15 protein-coding genes are annotated in these 17087 nt (G+C 71.6%); 11 read left to right on the top strand and 4 right to left on the bottom strand.

Annotated elements, in window-relative coordinates; genetic code table 11:
• Positions 1 to 112: 112 nt before the first annotated feature.
• Complete coding sequence (locus ABZ780_RS02090; RefSeq protein ID WP_357483220.1) at positions 113 to 1648, bottom strand: polyketide synthase dehydratase domain-containing protein; 1536 nt, start codon at positions 1646 to 1648, stop codon at positions 113 to 115.
• 28 nt (positions 1649 to 1676) lie between these two features.
• The gene (locus ABZ780_RS02085; RefSeq protein ID WP_357483217.1) at positions 1677 to 2627 is read right to left on the bottom strand and encodes a DUF1702 family protein; all 951 of its coding nucleotides are present in this window, start codon (positions 2625 to 2627) and stop codon (positions 1677 to 1679) included.
• 465 nt (positions 2628 to 3092) lie between these two features.
• Between ABZ780_RS02085 and ABZ780_RS02080 the strand changes: the two genes are divergently transcribed.
• From ABZ780_RS02080 to ABZ780_RS02055, 6 genes are all read left to right on the top strand, one after another.
• Positions 3093 to 3899, top strand: a complete 807-nt coding sequence (locus tag ABZ780_RS02080; protein ID WP_356999373.1) for a TIGR03084 family metal-binding protein — start codon at positions 3093 to 3095, stop codon at positions 3897 to 3899.
• 468 nt (positions 3900 to 4367) lie between these two features.
• Positions 4368 to 5111, top strand: coding sequence for a helix-turn-helix transcriptional regulator (locus tag ABZ780_RS02075; protein ID WP_356999370.1), 744 nt, complete (start codon positions 4368 to 4370; stop codon positions 5109 to 5111).
• Between the two features lie 680 nt (positions 5112 to 5791).
• The gene (locus ABZ780_RS02070) at positions 5792 to 7237 is read left to right on the top strand and encodes an MFS transporter (protein WP_357483215.1); all 1446 of its coding nucleotides are present in this window, start codon (positions 5792 to 5794) and stop codon (positions 7235 to 7237) included.
• 52 nt (positions 7238 to 7289) lie between these two features.
• The gene (locus ABZ780_RS02065; protein ID WP_357483211.1) at positions 7290 to 7814 is read left to right on the top strand and encodes a helix-turn-helix domain-containing protein; all 525 of its coding nucleotides are present in this window, start codon (positions 7290 to 7292) and stop codon (positions 7812 to 7814) included.
• Positions 7815 to 7956: 142 nt separating this feature from the next.
• Complete coding sequence (locus ABZ780_RS02060; RefSeq protein ID WP_357483208.1) at positions 7957 to 9321, top strand: cation:proton antiporter; 1365 nt, start codon at positions 7957 to 7959, stop codon at positions 9319 to 9321.
• Positions 9322 to 9512: 191 nt separating this feature from the next.
• Positions 9513 to 10091: a carboxymuconolactone decarboxylase family protein gene (locus ABZ780_RS02055; RefSeq protein ID WP_356999360.1), complete on the top strand. Its 579-nt coding sequence runs from the start codon at positions 9513 to 9515 to the stop codon at positions 10089 to 10091.
• A 23-nt stretch (positions 10092 to 10114) separates the two neighbouring features.
• Here ABZ780_RS02055 and map read toward each other — a convergent pair whose 3' ends face one another.
• The gene (map, locus tag ABZ780_RS02050) at positions 10115 to 10933 is read right to left on the bottom strand and encodes a type I methionyl aminopeptidase (RefSeq protein ID WP_357483206.1); all 819 of its coding nucleotides are present in this window, start codon (positions 10931 to 10933) and stop codon (positions 10115 to 10117) included.
• Between the two features lie 77 nt (positions 10934 to 11010).
• Between map and ABZ780_RS02045 the strand changes: the two genes are divergently transcribed.
• Positions 11011 to 11304 carry a helix-turn-helix transcriptional regulator gene (locus ABZ780_RS02045; RefSeq protein WP_356999354.1) on the top strand — a complete coding sequence of 98 codons (294 nt, stop codon included), beginning with the start codon at positions 11011 to 11013 and terminating at the stop codon, positions 11302 to 11304.
• Positions 11305 to 11350: 46 nt separating this feature from the next.
• Here the strand turns inward: ABZ780_RS02045 and ABZ780_RS02040 are convergent, their stop codons facing one another.
• Positions 11351 to 12232, bottom strand: coding sequence for a MaoC/PaaZ C-terminal domain-containing protein (locus tag ABZ780_RS02040; RefSeq protein WP_357483204.1), 882 nt, complete (start codon positions 12230 to 12232; stop codon positions 11351 to 11353).
• Between the two features lie 143 nt (positions 12233 to 12375).
• Between ABZ780_RS02040 and ABZ780_RS02035 the strand changes: the two genes are divergently transcribed.
• From ABZ780_RS02035 to ABZ780_RS02020, 4 genes are read left to right on the top strand one after another with little or no spacing between them, the layout of a single operon-like run.
• Entirely contained in the window at positions 12376 to 13338 is a 963-nt protein-coding gene (locus ABZ780_RS02035) for an ABC transporter substrate-binding protein (protein WP_356999348.1), read from the top strand.
• Positions 13335 to 14219 (top strand): ABC transporter ATP-binding protein, encoded by an 885-nt coding sequence (locus tag ABZ780_RS02030; protein ID WP_357483202.1) that lies wholly within the window; start codon positions 13335 to 13337, stop codon positions 14217 to 14219. Before ABZ780_RS02035 ends, ABZ780_RS02030 begins: the two co-directional genes overlap by 4 nt.
• Positions 14216 to 15046, top strand: a complete 831-nt coding sequence (locus ABZ780_RS02025) for an ABC transporter permease (RefSeq protein WP_357483199.1) — start codon at positions 14216 to 14218, stop codon at positions 15044 to 15046. Before ABZ780_RS02030 ends, ABZ780_RS02025 begins: the two co-directional genes overlap by 4 nt.
• Before the next feature lie 31 nt (positions 15047 to 15077).
• Entirely contained in the window at positions 15078 to 17087 is a 2010-nt protein-coding gene (locus tag ABZ780_RS02020) for a hydantoinase/oxoprolinase family protein (RefSeq protein ID WP_357483196.1), read from the top strand.

The following is a 17087-nucleotide window of genomic DNA, read 5'->3' as shown; positions in this document are numbered from 1 at the left end:
TTTTGCTGTGCACATCCACAAAGAACGCAACCGGGAGGACGTGCGACGACATTCGCGGCGCATGGGATGGCCACCGCACAACTGGATGCGCGACGTCCATCCGGGCGGTCGATCAGCCGGCCGCGGCCACCGCGACGGACAGCTCCGCCGGCGTGCCGCGCAGCCCCATCACGCAGGTGGCCACCCGCCAGGTACCGGCGGTGAGCACCACCCACCGGTCCGGGGTGTGCCTGTCGTACGTGAGCGGGGTGACCGCCGTGATCCCGACCTTGTGCAGCGACTCCACCGCCGACCAGACACGGGTCGCCGCCGTGGACAGCGACTCCCCGGTCTCGGCGGCGATCAGCTCGGCCAGGGCGAGGTGTCCGCCGAGCAGTTGGCGCCACTCGTCGCGCGAGCGCGGCGCGACGGGTTCGAGGTCACAGCCGATCGGCGTGTGCGCGGCCACCGCCAGGGTGTGCGCCGCGCCGTGCGCCGCCGACACCCAGCGTCCGCCGCCGACCTCGGGCCGCCCGTCGGGGCGGTACCGCACGGTGGCCCGGGCGCCGAGCAGCCGGGACACGGCCAGCGCGGTGTGCTGCCGGCGCCGCTCCCGGTGCAGGCCCGGTTCGAGCACCGTGGCGGCGTCGACGCCGACCAGCTCGGTGAGCCGGCGATCCAGGTACGGCCCGAGCACGTGCGCGGGCCACGGGCCGGGCGGGCGAGCGCCCGACGCCAGCCGCAGCCGCAGCCCGGTCCAGCGTTCGACGACCCGACCGCCGGCCAGCACCTCCAGGTCGAACCGGTGCACGTCGCGGTCCCGATCCCGGCGGACCGCGTACAGCGTCACCTGCTCGTACGGGCCGGCACCGGCCAGCCAGATCCGGTCCACACCGAGCGGTCGCAGGATCGCGTCGGGGGCCAGCCCGTGCAGGGCGTGCAGGATCGCGTCGCGCAGGCCGGGGTCACCGAGGAGCAGTGGCTCGGGCGGGGCCGCCCCGAACCACCATGTCGCGCCGGCTCCGGCGAGTTCGGCCACGCAGCCCGAGGCGGTGACCTCGCGGTAACGCAGCAGGCGACGCAGCCGACCGTCGGAGCGGAGTGGAGCGTCGTACAGCTCACCCACGGGTTCGGCCCACTGCGGCGTCGACTCGACGCGCCGCGCGGGGGGCACCGGCAGGGCGGCCGGGACGGGCACGGTGGCCACCCGGTGCCGCATGACCGGCACCGGGTCGGTCACCCGGGCGGCGCCCCGGTGCCGCAGCCGGGCGCGGACGTGCTCCACCTGGTCTCCCCGGTACGCGCTGTGCAGCGTCACCGTGGCCGTGCTGACCTGCGGGCCGGCCACCGCGGTCAGCCGCAGCTCGACGGCGCGGTCGCGGGGCACCACGAGCGGCTCGCCGAACTCGACCGCCTCGATCACCGGGGGCCCGACGTGACCGGTCAGCGCGGTCCACCCCTGCGCGAGCGCCTCCAGCGCGCACGCGGCCGGGAGCACCAGCGACGCGCCGCCGCCCGGGTCGTCGAGGTACGGGTCCTCCCCCGGCCCCAGGGTCGCCGAGGTCACCAGCAACCGACCCGGCTCATGGACGAGCACCGAGGTGGTGAAGCGCGCGGCCGGCGCCGCCCCACCGGGCGCCGTACGAGGCCCCGTCGTGATCCGCTCCACCGTGCCACCTTCCCGGCTGGTCTACCTGTCAGGCGAAGTGCGCCTGGATCCGCTGACGCCAGATCTCGTACGCCGGCACGACTCCGTCCGGGGGGAGGGCGTCGCGCTCCCGCTCGGTGATCGTCGCCGCCTCCTGCGGGGTGCAGCCGCAGAAGACGCCGGTGGCGAGGTGCGTGTGTTCGGTGGCCAGGCCGGCGTGCAGTCGCGCCTGCGCGGCGAAGGTCGCGCCCTGGGCCAACTGCGGCCGGTACCGGCCGGCGTGGACGTACAGCTTCTTGAGCTCGTCGGGGTCGGCACCGCCGGCGTAGGTCGCGGCCAGGCCCATGCCGCTCCACAGGTCACCGTGGCGGGACTCGTCGAAGCGGCTGATCAGCTCGGCCGCGACGTCGGGGTCGGCGCCGGCGACGAACCAGCTGGCCCGCCCGATGCCCTGGTCGATAGCGTGCGTGGGGTAGTCGCCGGGCACGTCCGGAGGCCAGGCCACCGGCTTGACCTCCTGGCGGCGCACGAAGCGGTCGGTCTCGAAGTAGGCACGGTGGAAGCCGAGGCCGTCGAGCACCAGCCACCGCAGCAGCGGGTCCGGCGCCTGGACGGCCCGCCATCGCCACCGGGGCAGTTTGGCGTACGCCCAGCCGATCCCGACGTAGGCCATGTAGACGTGCGGCTCCCCGAAGCCGGTCAGGAAGCGGCCGGTGCGGTTGCCACCGGGGGCGACACCGTCCAGGATGGCGTATCCCATGGCGGCGCCCTCGTAGGCGAATCCACGGAACTGCCGCTCGATCAGCTCCAGGCGGTCGATGTCGGCGTCCTCCCGGGCCTCCACCGCAGCCCGGAAGCCGGTGAGGAAGCTGGCGCCGACGGACTCCAGCCGGCGCCGGGTGGCCTCGTCCTTGACGTGGAATCCCCGCCGGCTCATCGTCGTCTCGACGGTGTCCGGCGTCATGAGGCTTGCACGGAGGGTGCGCCACATGCCTGCCATCGGCTCTCCCCACGGAAGACGGACGCCGGGGGCGTCCGTGTCCTTGTCCGGTGGACCCGGATGAGCCGAGGCTAGGGGCAGCGGGGGGCGATCGCCTACTTCCTGGTTGCTCTGCGCGATCTCCTGATCACTGTAAATCACGGCCCGTATTGGTGGCGTCGACACACCGACCGTAATCGCCGGTCGAGGGCTGGTCGAGTGACGGCACGAACAGAGAAGGAATACTGTCGCCGACTGGGGCACACTCGGAAAGTCTATTCGACGTAGATCATGCGCCACAGGAGTTACCGACGCATTGAGCTCAGCTTTACTGGCCTCTCGCAACGGCCGCAGCAGTTTCCGCACCCGGCATCGTGCATCGATGTGCATAAATTGGTAAATGTGCTGCCAGCCGGTCGGAACACCATGTCGCTGACCGTCGAACAGGCACCCGCCCCGTGACGACTATCAGGAAGAGGGTACGACGTGACCCAGGCACCCGACGTGATCGCCGATCTCACCGCGGAGAGCGAGGCCCTCGACGCCCTGGTCTCGGAGCTGGACGCGGACCGGTGGGACACTCCCACCCCGGCGCCCGGCTGGGCGATCCGGCACCAGATCGCCCACCTGGCGGCGACCTTCCGACTCGCCGGGTTGGCCGCCGCGCAGCCGGCCATGTTCCAGCAGGTGACCTCCCGACTCAGCGACGACTTCGACGCCAACGTGGCGGCCGCCATGGCCGAGTTCGTCGTCGAGCCGCCCGCGGTCCTGCTGTCCCGTTGGCGCGCCGAGCGGGCCACGGCCGAGAAGGCGCTCGCCGCGGTGCCGCCCGGCCAGCCGGTGCCGTGGCTGGTACGCGCACTGCCGGCACCGGTGCTCGCGGCGGCCGGGATGATGGAGGTCTTCGGGCACGGCCAGGACGTCGCGGACGCCCTGGGAGTGCACCGCACCCCCACCGACCGCCTCGGCCACCTGGTCGCGTTCGCCGTCCGGACCTGGGACTTCGGGTACCTGGCGCGCGGGCTGACGCCGCCGGACGTCGAGTTCCGGTTCGAGATCACCGCCCCTTCCGGCGCGGCCTGGACGTTCGGCCCGGAGGACGCCGAGCAGCGGATCAGCGGCCCGGCCGAGGACTTCTGCCTGCTCACCACCCGCCGCCGGCACCGCGACGACCTGGCCCTGCGGGCGGTCGGCAGCGAGGCCGACCGCTGGCTGGACATCGCCCAGGCGTACCGGGGGCCGGCCGGCTCGGGACGGTCGCCGGGCCAGTTCGCCCGAACCCGACAGTCATAGCACCCGGTTGACCCGGATTTCACCCGACACAGCGTCGGAAATCCGTCCGCAACCGTTCCGTCCAGTGGACGGGACGACGGATCGCCCCTTTTCCACCAGGCCGACCAGGTCGTCAACCGACAAACCGGATCGAACAGTCAGACATTGCCCGGCAACACATACCACTGTCATCACATACGGGGCAAGCGTCCATTTTCGTCACCCCTGACCAGTCTCCTAACGAAACTGTATCTCCACCTGGGGAAATATGTGTATTGATTGCCGGTCCGGTGCGGGCTAACATAAGCCCACCGTCGCCAATCATTTCCCTATGTCTATCCCTGTCAGTTCTTAAACACGCAATTGCCGCCGGCTTAACAACCCGGCGGCAAGCGGAACGCGTATCGCCACACGCTAGACCTGACAGGTCGAGTCACCGCCACGAAATCCTGTGTCACACGCGCACCAACCATCGGATTGGGGGATGCGATGGAAGACTCTATCCAGAGAGCCGTCGGTCGAGTCATCAGGTCAATTCGGGAGGATCTTGCCGAAGAGCACACCGTGGACGGCATGGCCAGGACCGCGATGTTCAGCAAGTTCCACTTCACCCGGATCTTCCAACGGACCACCGGCATCTCTCCGGGGCGCTTCCTCATGGTCATGCGGCTGCACCGCGCCAAACAACTCCTACTGTCCACCTCGTTGAGCGTCACCGAGATCACCCATGAGGTCGGCTACGCCAGCGTGGGCACCTTCAGCTCCCGGTTCAGCAGCAGCGTCGGCGTCTCGCCGAGCACGTTCCGCAGGCTGGGAGGGGTGACCCCGCAGGTTCCCGTCGACCTACGACCGACTGTCCAACCGCCGGTCACCGCGATCCGCGGCACCGTGCACGCCCCCGAGTCCGACCACAACGCGGAGCGCACCGTCTTCATCGGACTCTTCCGCGACCCCGTGCCACTCGGGCGGCCAGCGAGCTGCACCGTCCTCGAACGCCCCGGCCCCTACCGGTTGGAGAGCCCACCACCGGGGCAGTGGTACGTCCTCGCCTACTCCCGGCTCCGCGAGGAGCAGAACTACTGGCGCCCCACCTTCGAGGACCAGGACGCCCTCATCGGCGCGCACGGCCCACTGACCATCTGCCGGCGTCCGGGGTCGACAGAGGTCGACCTGCACCTACGACGAATTACGCCGCTCGACCCGCCGATCCTGCTGGCTCTTCCCATCCGCTGATCCGACACGCCGCCGGTAGCCGCCCGACACCGTCGGCCAGGGCTGCTCAGCCACGGCCGACTCGGGGATGGCCCGTCGCCGCACGATTCCACCGGCACGGAGCCTCCGCGCCGAGCACGGCAGCCGACACTCGCTGATCGACGATCCCGCCCGAGGTCGAGTCGCACCACGGCCGGGGCCGAACCTCGCGGTCGACGACGCCCGCAGCCGTCGCCCACACCCGCTGGGCCGCCGGGCGGCGTAGCGGCCCACGACAGTGGTCCGGTCCGTCCACAACGCCGTTGGAGCACTGGTGACCGTCGCGGCCAACCTGCCGGAAATCGGTTAGAAGACGGCGTCGATAATCGCGTGCAACATGCACTTCGACCACACCGCCATCCACCTTCATGGTCGCAGTCTTGTTGTGATGTGCTCGCTGTCGTTCGACTCCGGCCCGCAGGGTCGTGCGAGGGAGGCTCTGCTGCTATCTTCAGTGCCCAACGTCAGTTTTTAATCCGCACTGAGTGGTTGTAGGCAACGCCGCGCCAGCGGCAGCCCGGGGACGCGCCCAGACACACCCCCGGCCGTGGCACCTCGGGTCTGTCGTAGCCGTGGCCCGTCGTGGGCCGGTCAGACCCGCGGCACGTCTGCCGCTTACGGATGCGGCTAGCTCCCGCACCACGGGGAAACCAAGGGGCTGGATGGTGGACAACTTCAGTGGACCGTCGCCATCGGCGGTGCGGCTCGGCAGACGTCAACGGTTGGCCCTCGGCGCGCTCGGCGCCTCGTTCCTGATGGTGACAGTAGACAGCACCATCGTCTACGTCGCCATTCCGAGCATCCAACGTGGCCTGGGCCTGTCCACGGGGACAGTGCAGTGGGTCATGTCCGCGTTCCTGATCAGCTTCGGCGGCATGCTGCTGCTCAGCACCCGCCTGGCCGACATGTTCGGCCGCCGACGGCTCTTCACCGCCGGCCTGGCACTGGTGACCGCCGCCTCGCTGCTGTCGGCAGTGGCCTGGTCCGGCGCTGTGCTGATCGCGGCCCGTGCCCTGCAGGGCGTCGGCGCGGCGCTGGTCGCGACGACCGCGCTGCCACTGCTCGCGCTCTCCCTCGGCAACGGCCCGGCCCGGTCCCGCGCGCTCGGCCTGTGGACCCTGATCGGGGCCTTCGGCGGCACCTGCGGGCTGCTGCTGGGCGGGGTGCTCACCGACGGGCCCGGCTGGCGCTGGGTGTTCCTGCTGAACGTGCCAGTGGGTCTCGCCGCCGCGCTCCTCGTCCCGCTCCTGCCCGCCGACCGGTGCGCTCCCGCCGGGCGTCCGCTGGACGTGGTCGGCACGGCGATCCTGGTCGGCGCCCTCGCCCTGTTCGGTTGGACGATCGTCGGCGCGTTCACCCCCGAGGGCTCGGCCGTCGCGGCCCTGCTGCGGTTGGCCGGCGCGATCATGCTGCTCCTGCTCTTCCTGACCGTCGAGTCACGAGCCGCCCGTCCCCTGGTACGCCCCGGACTACTGCGCTCCCGTACCCGACTGGCCGGCCTCGTCGTGCTGTTCGCCGCCGGCACGATCGTCGACGGCGTGCTGCTGCTGATCGCCCTGTACAGCCAGGAGTCGTTGGGTTTCTCCGCGAGCCGCTTCGGCATCCTGATGGTCGCCCTGACCCTGCCGTCGGTCATCGGGTCGTACGCCGGTCAGGCCGTGGCACTGCGGCACGGGCTGCGGACGGTCGCCCTGGGCGGCATGGCCATGGTGGGCGGCGGTCTGCTGGCGCTGGCCATGGTGCCTGGCCCACTGGCCGCCGGGCACCTCATCGGCGTGCTGCCGGTCATCGGCGTGGGCACGGGAGCCGCCTTCGTGGCCGCGCAGATCGCCGTGACCCTCGGAGCCACCGACGCCGACTCGCCCACCACCTCGGGCCTGACCGACGCCTCGTTCAGCATGGGTGGGGCCATCGGGCTCGCCATCGTGTCGGCAGTTCTCGTCGCGCACCAGACGGCGCCCGGAGTGCCTGCGGCACCGGGGCGGGTGGCGGACGGCCTGCACACCGCGTTCGCGGTCGCCGCCGTCCTTGCCGTGGTCGGGGTGCTGGCGGCGCTGCTGCTCCGACACGGCGGCAACCATCAATCGGCCCGACGGGCGGACGCGTGAGATGCGGCAATTCCCACAGCTCTCAGGGCCTGGCGGGCACTACGATAACTCAATGTCTCGACGCGGGTACGGACAGAACTGCTCGATCGCACGCGCTCTCGAGATCGTCGGCGAGCGCTGGACGCTACTCATCATCCGCAACGCGATGGTGGGTGACTGCCGGTTCGACTCGTTCCTCAGCGACCTGGGGATGGCTCGCAACGTCCTCGCCCAACGCCTCAACACCCTCGTCGAGGCGGGCATCTTCGAGCGGGTCCCCTACAAACACCGCCCACTTCGGCACGAGTACCGGCTGACTCCCCGGGGCCGGGAGCTGGCGCCGGTGCTGACCGCGCTGATGCAGTGGGGTGACAAGCACAGCGCCGGCGCCGGGCCACCCGAGCGGGAGACCGTCCACACCAGCTGCGGCCACCGCGTCGAGCTGGTGACGGTCTGCACCTCGTGCGGCGGGCCGGTCCCCATGGATGAGGTGACCACCCGGCCGACCACCTCGTCCACCACCGCGCCGCAACCGCGCACCACGGTGGACGACGCACCTCCGGCCGCTCTCGCCTCGGTCCCGCCCGCCGGCTCCTGACCCCGCTCCGGCGGCTCGATGAGCCGCGCCCAGGAGGGGCGTCGGAGCACGTCGGCACCGACCGGGAGGGCATCTCCGGAGACGCCAGCGACGCGTCCCGGGCGGAGAATTGTGGGACGCATCCGGCGAGGAGGTCGTCCCCGTGGTCCTGTCCGCCACTCCGGCACCACTGGCCCACCATCAGCTCCTGGTCTTCCTCGCCGCCATCACGGTCCTGCTGCTGCTCGCACGCCTGCTCGGCGCGCTCGCCGAACGTTTCGGTATGCCCGCCGTGGTCGGCGAACTGCTCACCGGCGTCATTCTGGGCCCGTCCCTGCTCGGGCATTTCGCCCCGGGGATCGCCGGATGGCTGCTACCCAACGACCCGGCGCAGATGCACCTGCTGGACGCCGTCGCACAGCTCGGCCTCCTGCTGCTCGTCGGCGTCACCGGAACCCACGTCGACCTGTCGGTGGTGCGCCGCCACCGGAGGGCCGCCACCGCGGTCAGCATCTGTGGACTGCTGATCCCGCTCGCTCTGGGCATCGGCCTGGGCCTGCTGATCCCGGCCTCGGTATCGGCCACACCGGACGCGCAGCGGTGGACGTTCGCGCTCCTCGTCGGGGTGGCGATCTGCGTCTCGGCCGTACCCGTCATCGCCAAGACCCTCTCGGACATGCGTCTGCTGCACCGCGACATCGGTCAGCTCACCCTCGCCGTCAGCGTCATCGACGACGTGGTCGGGTGGCTCCTGCTCTCGCTGGTGGCCGCCGCGGCGACGGTTGGCCTGACCGTCGGTGCCGTCGGCGTCGCCGTTGGGTATCTGATCGGGTTCGTGGCGTTCGCCGCCACCGTGGGCCGAGTTCTGGTCCGCCGCGTCATGGAACGCGCGGCCCGCTCGGGCGACTCCGGGCCGGCGGTGGCCTCGGCCGTCATCATCGTGCTGATCGGCGCGGTGATCACACACTCGCTGGGCATGGAGGCGCTCTTCGGCGCGCTGATCGCGGGAATCCTCATCGCCACCACCCGGTCGGCCCAGGTGCTCCTCGCGCCGTTGCGGGCGATCGTGCTGTCGGTCCTGGCGCCGATCTTCCTGGCCACCGCCGGCCTGCGGATGGACCTCACCGCGCTGGTGGAGCCAGCCGTGCTGCTGACCGGGCTCGCCATGCTGGCGGTGGCGATCGTCGGCAAGTTCACCGGCGCGTTCCTCGGTGCGTGGATCGGCCGGCTCGACAGGTGGTCCGCGGTGGCCCTCGGCGCGGGGATGAACGCCCGCGGTGTCATCCAGGTGATCGTCGCGCTCACCGGCCTGCGTCTCGGCGTCCTGAACACGGCCATGTACACCGTCGTCGTCCTGGTCGCCATCGTCACCTCGCTGATGACACCACCCCTGATGCGGTACGCCACCAGGCAGATGGCCGAGGGCGAGGAGGAACGGCTGCGTCTGCTCGAACACGACACCTGGCGGGGCCGAAGTCCGGTGGCGGCGGCACCGCCGACCACGACCGACGGGTCACCGCCCCACTGAGCCCTCCCGTCCGGCGTGCGGCGACAGCCGCCGGCGCCGCGTCGCCGGGAGAGCACGATCAGAGAAACGCCCCCGACGGGCCGGATGGGAGCATGGTCGGGCGGCGGTCCCGCCGCCCCACGCGGGCAGTCGTCTGAGCGGAGGCGTCGTCCGGCTGGGCCCACCGCGTACGGCGGAGAGGGTTGACGACCATGGCGCACATCGATCTCGGGGTCGACGAGAAGCAGTTTCCCGGCATCACCGGCCCCATGCGGTACCGCCCGGAGACGGCGAAGCCGCTCAACGAACTGGCCGAGGTGCTGCTGCGCGCACCGCACTCGCTCCCGGCCGGCGAGCGGGAACTGATCGCCGCGTACGTCTCCGGGCGCAACGAGTGCACCTTCTGCTGCGCGTCACACTCGGCGTTCGCCGCGGCGCAACTGGACGAGGGCATGACCCTCGTCGACCAGGTACGCGCCGACCTCGACACCGCCCCGATCTCGGCCAAACTGCGGGCACTGTTGCGCATCGCCGGCGCGGTCCAGATCAGCGGCCGCAACGTCACCACCGAACTGGTCGCCAACGCCCGCGCCGAGGGCGCCACCGACCTGGAAATCCACGACACCGTCCTGATCGCCGCCGCGTTCTGCATGTTCAACAGGTACGTCGACGGCCTCGGCACCTTCGCACCCGTCGGTCCGGACGCCTACGCCGAGACGACGCGTCGGATCATCGAGGCCGGCTACGGATCGGTGCTGCCCGTGCCGCCGGCCGCCGCCCCGGTCAGCTGAGCCCAGCCCCCGAGACGGCGGGGTCAGGAGGTCGCGGCGGACCGGTTGGTGGGGTCGGTCGCGGTGGTGCCCTGCGTGGGGCGGCGAGTCAGGACCTGGGGGCCGGAAGCCGTGATGGCGACGGTGTGCTCGGAGTGGGCGGTGCGGGACCCGTCGGCGGAGCGGATCGTCCAGCCGTCCTCGTCAAACTTGATCTTGTTGGTGGAACGACAGAACCAGGGCTCGATGGCGATGGTGAGGCCGGGGTCGAGTTTCAGGCCACGACGGGGGCGGCCGTCGTTGGAGACGTGCGGTGCCTCGTGCATGGTGCGGCCGATGCCGTGGCCGCCGAACTCGGCGTTGACGCCGTAGCCGTAGGAGCGGGCGACCTCGCCGATCGCGGCGGAGATGTCGCCGAGGCGGCCGCCGGGCTGGGCGGCGGCGATGCCGGCCTCCAGTGCGACCTCGGTGGCCTCGATCAGCTTCTCGTCGGCCGGGTCGGGGGTGCCGACGATGACCGACAGCGCGGAGTCGGCGACCCAGCCGTCGATGCCGACCGCCATGTCGATGCTGAGTAGGTCACCGTCTCGCAGGACGTAGTCGTGCGGCAGGCCGTGCAGCACCGCGTCGTTGACCGACAGGCACAGCACGTTGCGGAACGGGCCCCGACCGAACGACGGGGCGTAGTCCCAGTAGCAGGATTCGGCGCCGCGTCCGGCGATCCGGCGGCGGGCGTGGTGTTCGAGATCCATCAGGTTGACGCCGACCGCGGCGACACCGCTCAGCTCGGCAAGCAGTTCGCCGACGAACTGGCCGGCCACCGCCATCCGGCGGATCTCTTCGGCGGACTTGAGCTCGATCACGACAGCCTCCCTCTCCGTAAGCGGTATTTTTATACCACGCCAGATCGGCGGCGCTCCGGAGGGACTATCCTGGTGGCATGGTTCGCCAACCCCTCACCGCCGAACAGATCGCCGCGGGCCAGCGCCTCGGAGCCGCCCTCCGGGCCGCGCGCGGCGGCCGTAGCCTCGTCGAGGTGGCGTTGGCAGCCGGCATCTCCCCCGAGACGCTGCGCAAGATCGAGGCGGGCCGCCTTCCCGCGCCGGCGTTCGGCACCGTGGTGTGCCTCAGCCAGGCCCTCGACGTCCCGCTCGCCGACCTGGCCGAGATCTGGATGGCCGACATGCCCATCGGCCAGTCGTCCTGGAGGCCGGCCGCCCAGGTGCTCCGGTAGAGCGGGCCCCGCCGCTCAGCTTCCAGCGGAGCGCCCGGATGCGCTCTCAGGACTCAGCCGAGGGTGGCCGCACCCGGGCGACGCCCCGGTCGAGGACGACCTGGCCGGCGCCGTCCACGGCCTGGAAGGCGGCACCGTGGCGGTGGCGCCAGACGCGGATCGTCAGGGTGTCGCCCGGATACACTGGTGCGGTGAAGCGCGCGTCGACGCGACGCAGCCGGGCCGGGTCCGATCCGGCCACCGTGTGCAGCAGCGCACGCCCCGCGTAGCCGTACGTGCAGAGCCCGTGCAGCAGCGGCCGGGGCAGACCGGCACGTTCGGCGACCGTCGGATCGCTGTGCAGCGGATTCCGGTCACCGCTGAGCCGGTAGAGCAGGGCCTGGTCGGCGGGCACCGGGTAGCGGATCTCGTGGTCGGGCGGCCCGGTGGGGGCCAGCCAGGCGGGCGCGGGTGCCCGGTCGTCGCCGAAGCCGCCGGCGCCGATGACGAAGAAGCCGGCGACGGCGGTGGCGAACGGGCGGCCCTGGACGTCACGGATCCGGGAGACGACGCGGACCAGGGCGCCGCTGCCCTGGTCGTACACGGCGGTGACGGCGGCGGTGACGCGGGCAAAACCGGCGGAGGGCAGTTCGCGGTGCAGCCACAGGGACTGTTCGGCGTGGCGGACGGCCGCCGGGTCGCCGAGCGGGGGCGGATCGGCGGCGAGCAGGGCCGCGAACGTCGGTAGGACCGCGTGCGGGTGGCCGGCGGAGTTCTCGGTGGTGAAGCGCAACTCGGCGGCGGGGTCGCGCTGCCCGGCGCCGACGCCGAGGGCGTAGAGCAACGCGTCGCCGCTGACCCACCGCCGCTCGACGGTGTGCCGCCAGCGGCGTAACGCGGCGGGGCAGAAACGGTCATCGGGCACTTTGGGGCCCGTGCTGGGGGTCATGAGCAACCTCGATCGTGAGGGGGATTGTGTCCAACCCCTGGTCAGCGGGCCGTGATCCCTTGACGGTGTGCGCGGCCGCACAGTACCGTCCCACATTGAGCAACACGGACCACCATATGAGCCAGTCGGAGACTGAGGTAGCCATGAAGATGCGAACGTTGCGGGTAGCGGCCGCGGCTCTGCTGATAACGGTCTCCGGCGCCGCGTGCGCCGAGAACCAGACGGCCGACGAGGCCGGTGGCGCCGCCACCGCACCGTCCGCCAATGTCACCTTCGGGGTGGGCGTCGACCCGGCGTACTCCCCCATCTACCTGGCCGACCAGGACAAGCTGTTCGCCGCGGCCGGCGTCAACGTGACGGTGACCCAGTTCCAGGAGGGCACCGGCGGCCTGGACGCGATCCTGGCCAAGCAGGGCCAGGTCACCGCCAGCACCGAGTCCAGCCTGCTCAACCGGGCCACCCGGGGCGACATCAAGGGCCTGGCCGTCTTCTCCCAGTCGCCCAGCTTCATCAAGCTCGTCGCCCGCTCCGGCATCAACGACGTCGCCGCCATCAAGAAGTACGGCGTCGTGCCCGGCACCGTCAACGAGTACGCCACCAACAAGGTCCTCGCGGCCAAGGGCATCAGCCGTGACGCCGTCGAGTTCGTCAAGGCCTCCCCCGCCGAGATGCCGGCGCTGCTGCAGCGCGGCGACGTCGACGGCTACATCATGTGGGAGCCGTGGCCGTCGCGCGGTGTGGCGAACGGCGGCAAGGTGCTGCTCACCAGCGGCGACATCGGCTACGTCTACAACCTCGTGATCGGCGTCGACGGCGCCTGGTACGAGGCGAACAAGGACGCCGCCAAGAAGGTCGTCGACACCGTCGGCAAGGCGTGCGAGCAGCTCACCGCCGACGCCGCCAAGGCCGGCGCGGTCACCGAGAAGGCGATCAAGGTCCCGGCGGCCGAGGCCCAGAACCTCCTGCAGGGCGTGGAGTGCAAGGTCCGCGACTTCACCGACGAGGACCTCCAGCGCTACACCGAGATCGCCAAGTTCCAGCAGGACAGCAAGATCGTGGAGAAGGCCGCTGACCCTGCGACGGTGATGGTCAGGGGCGTGGCGTGACGCCCCACGGCACGCGTACGGCGTCCCCGACCGGCCGGTCGTCCTCGACCGGCCGGGGCGGGGCCCCCGTCTCCCTTCGCGACGTCGACATCCGCTTCGGCGATTTCGACGCGGTGCGTGGCGCGACACTCGACATCGCGGCGGGCGAGTTCATCTGCCTGCTCGGGCCCTCCGGCTGCGGCAAGTCCACCCTGCTCAACGCGGTCGCCGGGTTCGTCACCCCGGCCAGCGGCGAGGTCTCCTGCGGCGGCGCTCCGGTCACCGGGCCGGACGTGGCGCGCGGCGTGGTGTTCCAGAGCGCGGAGGCGCTGTTCCCCTGGCTGACCGTCCGGCAGAACGTCGCGTTCGGCCCCCGGATGCGGAACATGCCGAAGGCGAAGCGCACCGCCGTCGAGGACCGTTACCTGGCGATGGTCGGGCTCAGCCACAGCGCCGACCGGTTCCCCAGCCAGCTCTCCGGCGGCATGCGGCAGCGGGCGCAACTCGCCCGCGTGCTCGCCAACGAGCCCTCCGTCATCCTCATGGACGAGCCGTTCGGGGCGCTGGACGCCCAGACCCGGCTGGTCATGCAGGTCGAGCTGGACCGGATCTGGCGCGACACCGGCGCCACCATCCTGTTCGTCACCCACGACATCGGCGAGGCGATCCTGCTCAGCGACCGCATCGTCACCATGACCGCCGGCCCCGCCGCCGCCATCAAGAACGTGTACCCGTGCGACCTGCCCCGGCCGCGTGACCTCACCGACCCGGCCAGCGCCGCCCTGTTCCGGCAGCTGCGCGAGGACATCGGCGAGGAGGTGGCCCGGACCCTGCGGGCCCAGGGGCTCGACGACGGGCACGACGGCCGGCCGACCGGCGACCAGAAAGGGGCGGGACGATGACCGTCGACGTGCGTACGGACCCGGCGCCCACCCCCGTCGGGCCGCGCCACTCGGCACGCCGGCGAACCATGCGACCCCAGCTGACACGGGTCGGGCTGTCGGTGCTCTCGGTGGCCCTCGGCATCGCCGTCTGGGACCTGGTGAGCCGCAACTACACGGCGTTCTTCCTGCCGTCGCCGATGCTGACCTGGAACGGCGCGGTCGACCTAATCCGCGACGGCACCCTGTGGGCCTCGATCAGCGCCTCGTCGACCCGCATCCTGACCGGCTGGGCGCTCGGCGTCGTGATCGGCGTGCCGGTGGGGCTGCTCATGGGGTGCATCCCCTGGCTGCGACTGATGCTCGACCCGTACATCCAGTTCTTCCGGTTCGTGCCACCGATCGCCTTCGTCACGCTGGCGATCATCTGGCTCGGCCCGGGCGAGGCGTCCAAGGTCGCGCTGATCTTCTACACCACCGTCTTCATCGTCGCGCTCAACACCCTGGCCGGGGTGCTGGCCGTCGACGATCTGCGACTGCGGGCGGCCCGCGCCCTGGGCGCCTCGCCGCTGCAGAGCCTCGTGTCGGTGGTGCTGCCGTCCACAGTGCCGCACGTCGTCACCGGCGCTCGGCTCGCCATGGGCAACTCGTTCCTGACGATCGTCTCCGCGGAGATCGTCGCGGCGCAGAGCGGGCTGGGTTCGCTGATCTGGACCGCCCGCAACTACGCCAAGACCGAGTGGGTCTTCGTGGGCATCCTCGCCCTCGGCCTGCTCGGCTACCTCTTCGACTGGATCTTGCGGACCGTCACGCGTACCACGCTGCGCCGCTACGGCGTCACCTTCTGACGGTCCCCCTCCCACGAAAGGCACCCCCCGCATGCTCTGCATCGGCGTCGATATCGGCGGCACGTTCACCGACGTGATCGTCTACGAGCCGGCCACCGCACGGCTCGCCGAGGCGAAGACGCTGTCGACGCCGCACGACCCCGCGGCCGCGATCTTCGAAGGACTCGCCAAGCTCGGCGTCTCGCTGGACACGGTGGACCGCTTCGTGCACGGCACCACGCGGGTGACGAACGCGTTGTTGGAGGGCTCCGGCGACCCGGTCAGCGTGGTCACCACCGCCGGCTTCCGCGACGTACTGGAGATGGGCCTCGGGCACCGCCCGCAGCTCTACAGCGTCAAGGAGGCGGCCCGCCCGTCGCTGGCGCCCCGCTCGCTGCGGCACGCGCTGCGCGAGCGGGTCGCCGCCGACGGCTCGGTCACCGAACCACTCGACGCGGGCCACCTCGACGAGGTGCTGGACCGGGTGGCAGCCGCCGGGCCGGGAGCCGTCGCGGTCTGCCTGCTGCACTCGTACCGCAACCCCGCCCACGAGCGGGCAGCGGCGCAGCGGCTCGCCGAACGCCACCCGAACCTGGTCTGCACGGTCTCCTCCGATGTCGTGCCGGAGCAGGGCGAGTACGAGCGGTTCGCCACGACGGTGCTCAACGCCAGCGTCCGCGGCGCCGTCGCCGACTACCTGCGCGGGCTCGGCACCGCCCTGGCCAACGCCGGGTATGTGCACCCGCTGTCCATCATGACCAGCAGCGGCGGCGTCGTCTCCACCGACGAGGCCAGCCGCCTGCCGATCAACCTGGCGCTCTCCGGCCCGGCGGGCGGTGTCGCGGCCGCCGTCCACGTGGCGGGCCTGGCCGGACACTCGAACGTGATCACCTGCGACATCGGCGGCACCAGCACCGACGTCTGCCTGATCAAGGGCGGCTCGCCGCTGATGACCAGCGACGGGACGATCGCCGGGTACCCGAACCGCACCTTCCAGGTGGAGATCAACACGATCGGGGCGGGCGGCGGTTCCATCGCCTGGCGCGACCTCGGCGGCGAGCTGCGGATCGGGCCGCGCAGCGCGGGCTCCACGCCCGGCCCGGCCTGCTACGGCCGTGGCGGCACCGAGCCGACCACCACCGACGCCCACCTGCTGGTCGGGCACCTCGACCCGCAGGAGAGCCTGGGCGGCGAGGTGCTGCTGGACCGGACGCCGGCGGCGGCTGCCGCGGCGGCGCTCGCCGGGCAGCTCGGGCTGGACGAGATGGAGCTGGCACACGGCATCCTGCGGCTGGCCACCATCAAGATGACCAGCGCGATCAAGGAGATCTCCGTGGCCCGCGGGCACGACCCGCGCGACTTCGTGCTGATGCCGTTCGGCGGGGCCGGGCCGATGCACGCCACGGCGCTCGCCGACGAGCTGGGCATCCGCCGGGTGCTGGTGCCGCCGGTGCCGGGCAACTTCTCGGCGCTGGGGTTCGTCACGGCCCGCGCCCGGCACGACTACGTGCGTACCGTCCTGGTGGCCGCCGACGAGCCGGGGCTGGCCGCGGCGCGCGAGGCCGTCGCGGAGCTACAGGACGCCGCCCGGGCGCAACTCAAGGCGGAGGACGGCATCGAGGCCGACCAGGTGTCGTTCGCCCTGACCGTGGGCATGCGCTTCCGCGGGCAGAGCCACGACCTGGCCGTCGCGGTGGACGACCTGCCCGCCCGGGCCGAGGACCTGGTCGCGGCGTTCCACGACGCGTACGCCGAGCGGTACGCCTACGTGCGTACCGGCCACCCGGCGGAGATCGTCAACTGTCGGCTCACCGCGTTCGGGCCCAGCCCCGAGGTACGCTTCGCCGCACCGTCCGCCGGCAGGGCCGAACCGGGCCGAACCCGGCTGTACGGGCTGGACGGCTGGGTGGACGCCGCGGTGTGGCGACGGGCCGAACTGGCCCCCGGCGACACGGTGACCGGCCCGGCCGTGGTGCGCGAGAACGGCAGCACCACCGTCGTCGGGGCCGGCTGGCGCGGCGCTGCCGACGAGCACGGCAACCTGCTACTCACCCGGGACTGA

Origin of the sequence: Micromonospora sp. NPDC047467 (assembly GCF_040643095.1) — a bacterium.
Taxonomy (GTDB): Bacteria; Actinomycetota; Actinomycetes; order Mycobacteriales; family Micromonosporaceae; genus Micromonospora.
This window is presented reverse-complemented; position numbering and strand designations above follow the sequence as displayed.

Excerpts from the sequence above, each read along its gene's own strand:
- ABZ780_RS02085 (WP_357483217.1), bottom strand. The coding sequence starts at position 2,627 with ATGGCAGGCATGTGGCGCACCCTCCGTGCAAGCCTCATGACGCCGGAC.
- ABZ780_RS02040 (WP_357483204.1), bottom strand. The coding sequence starts at position 12,232 with ATGACCCCCAGCACGGGCCCCAAAGTGCCCGATGACCGTTTCTGCCCC.
- ABZ780_RS02020 (WP_357483196.1), top strand. The coding sequence starts at position 15,078 with ATGCTCTGCATCGGCGTCGATATCGGCGGCACGTTCACCGACGTGATC.
- ABZ780_RS02045 (WP_356999354.1), top strand. The coding sequence starts at position 11,011 with ATGGTTCGCCAACCCCTCACCGCCGAACAGATCGCCGCGGGCCAGCGC.
- ABZ780_RS02055 (WP_356999360.1), top strand. The coding sequence starts at position 9,513 with ATGGCGCACATCGATCTCGGGGTCGACGAGAAGCAGTTTCCCGGCATC.
- ABZ780_RS02075 (WP_356999370.1), top strand. The coding sequence starts at position 4,368 with ATGGAAGACTCTATCCAGAGAGCCGTCGGTCGAGTCATCAGGTCAATT.
- ABZ780_RS02065 (WP_357483211.1), top strand. The coding sequence starts at position 7,290 with ATGTCTCGACGCGGGTACGGACAGAACTGCTCGATCGCACGCGCTCTC.
- ABZ780_RS02070 (WP_357483215.1), top strand. The coding sequence starts at position 5,792 with ATGGTGGACAACTTCAGTGGACCGTCGCCATCGGCGGTGCGGCTCGGC.
- ABZ780_RS02035 (WP_356999348.1), top strand. The coding sequence starts at position 12,376 with ATGAAGATGCGAACGTTGCGGGTAGCGGCCGCGGCTCTGCTGATAACG.
- ABZ780_RS02025 (WP_357483199.1), top strand. The coding sequence starts at position 14,216 with ATGACCGTCGACGTGCGTACGGACCCGGCGCCCACCCCCGTCGGGCCG.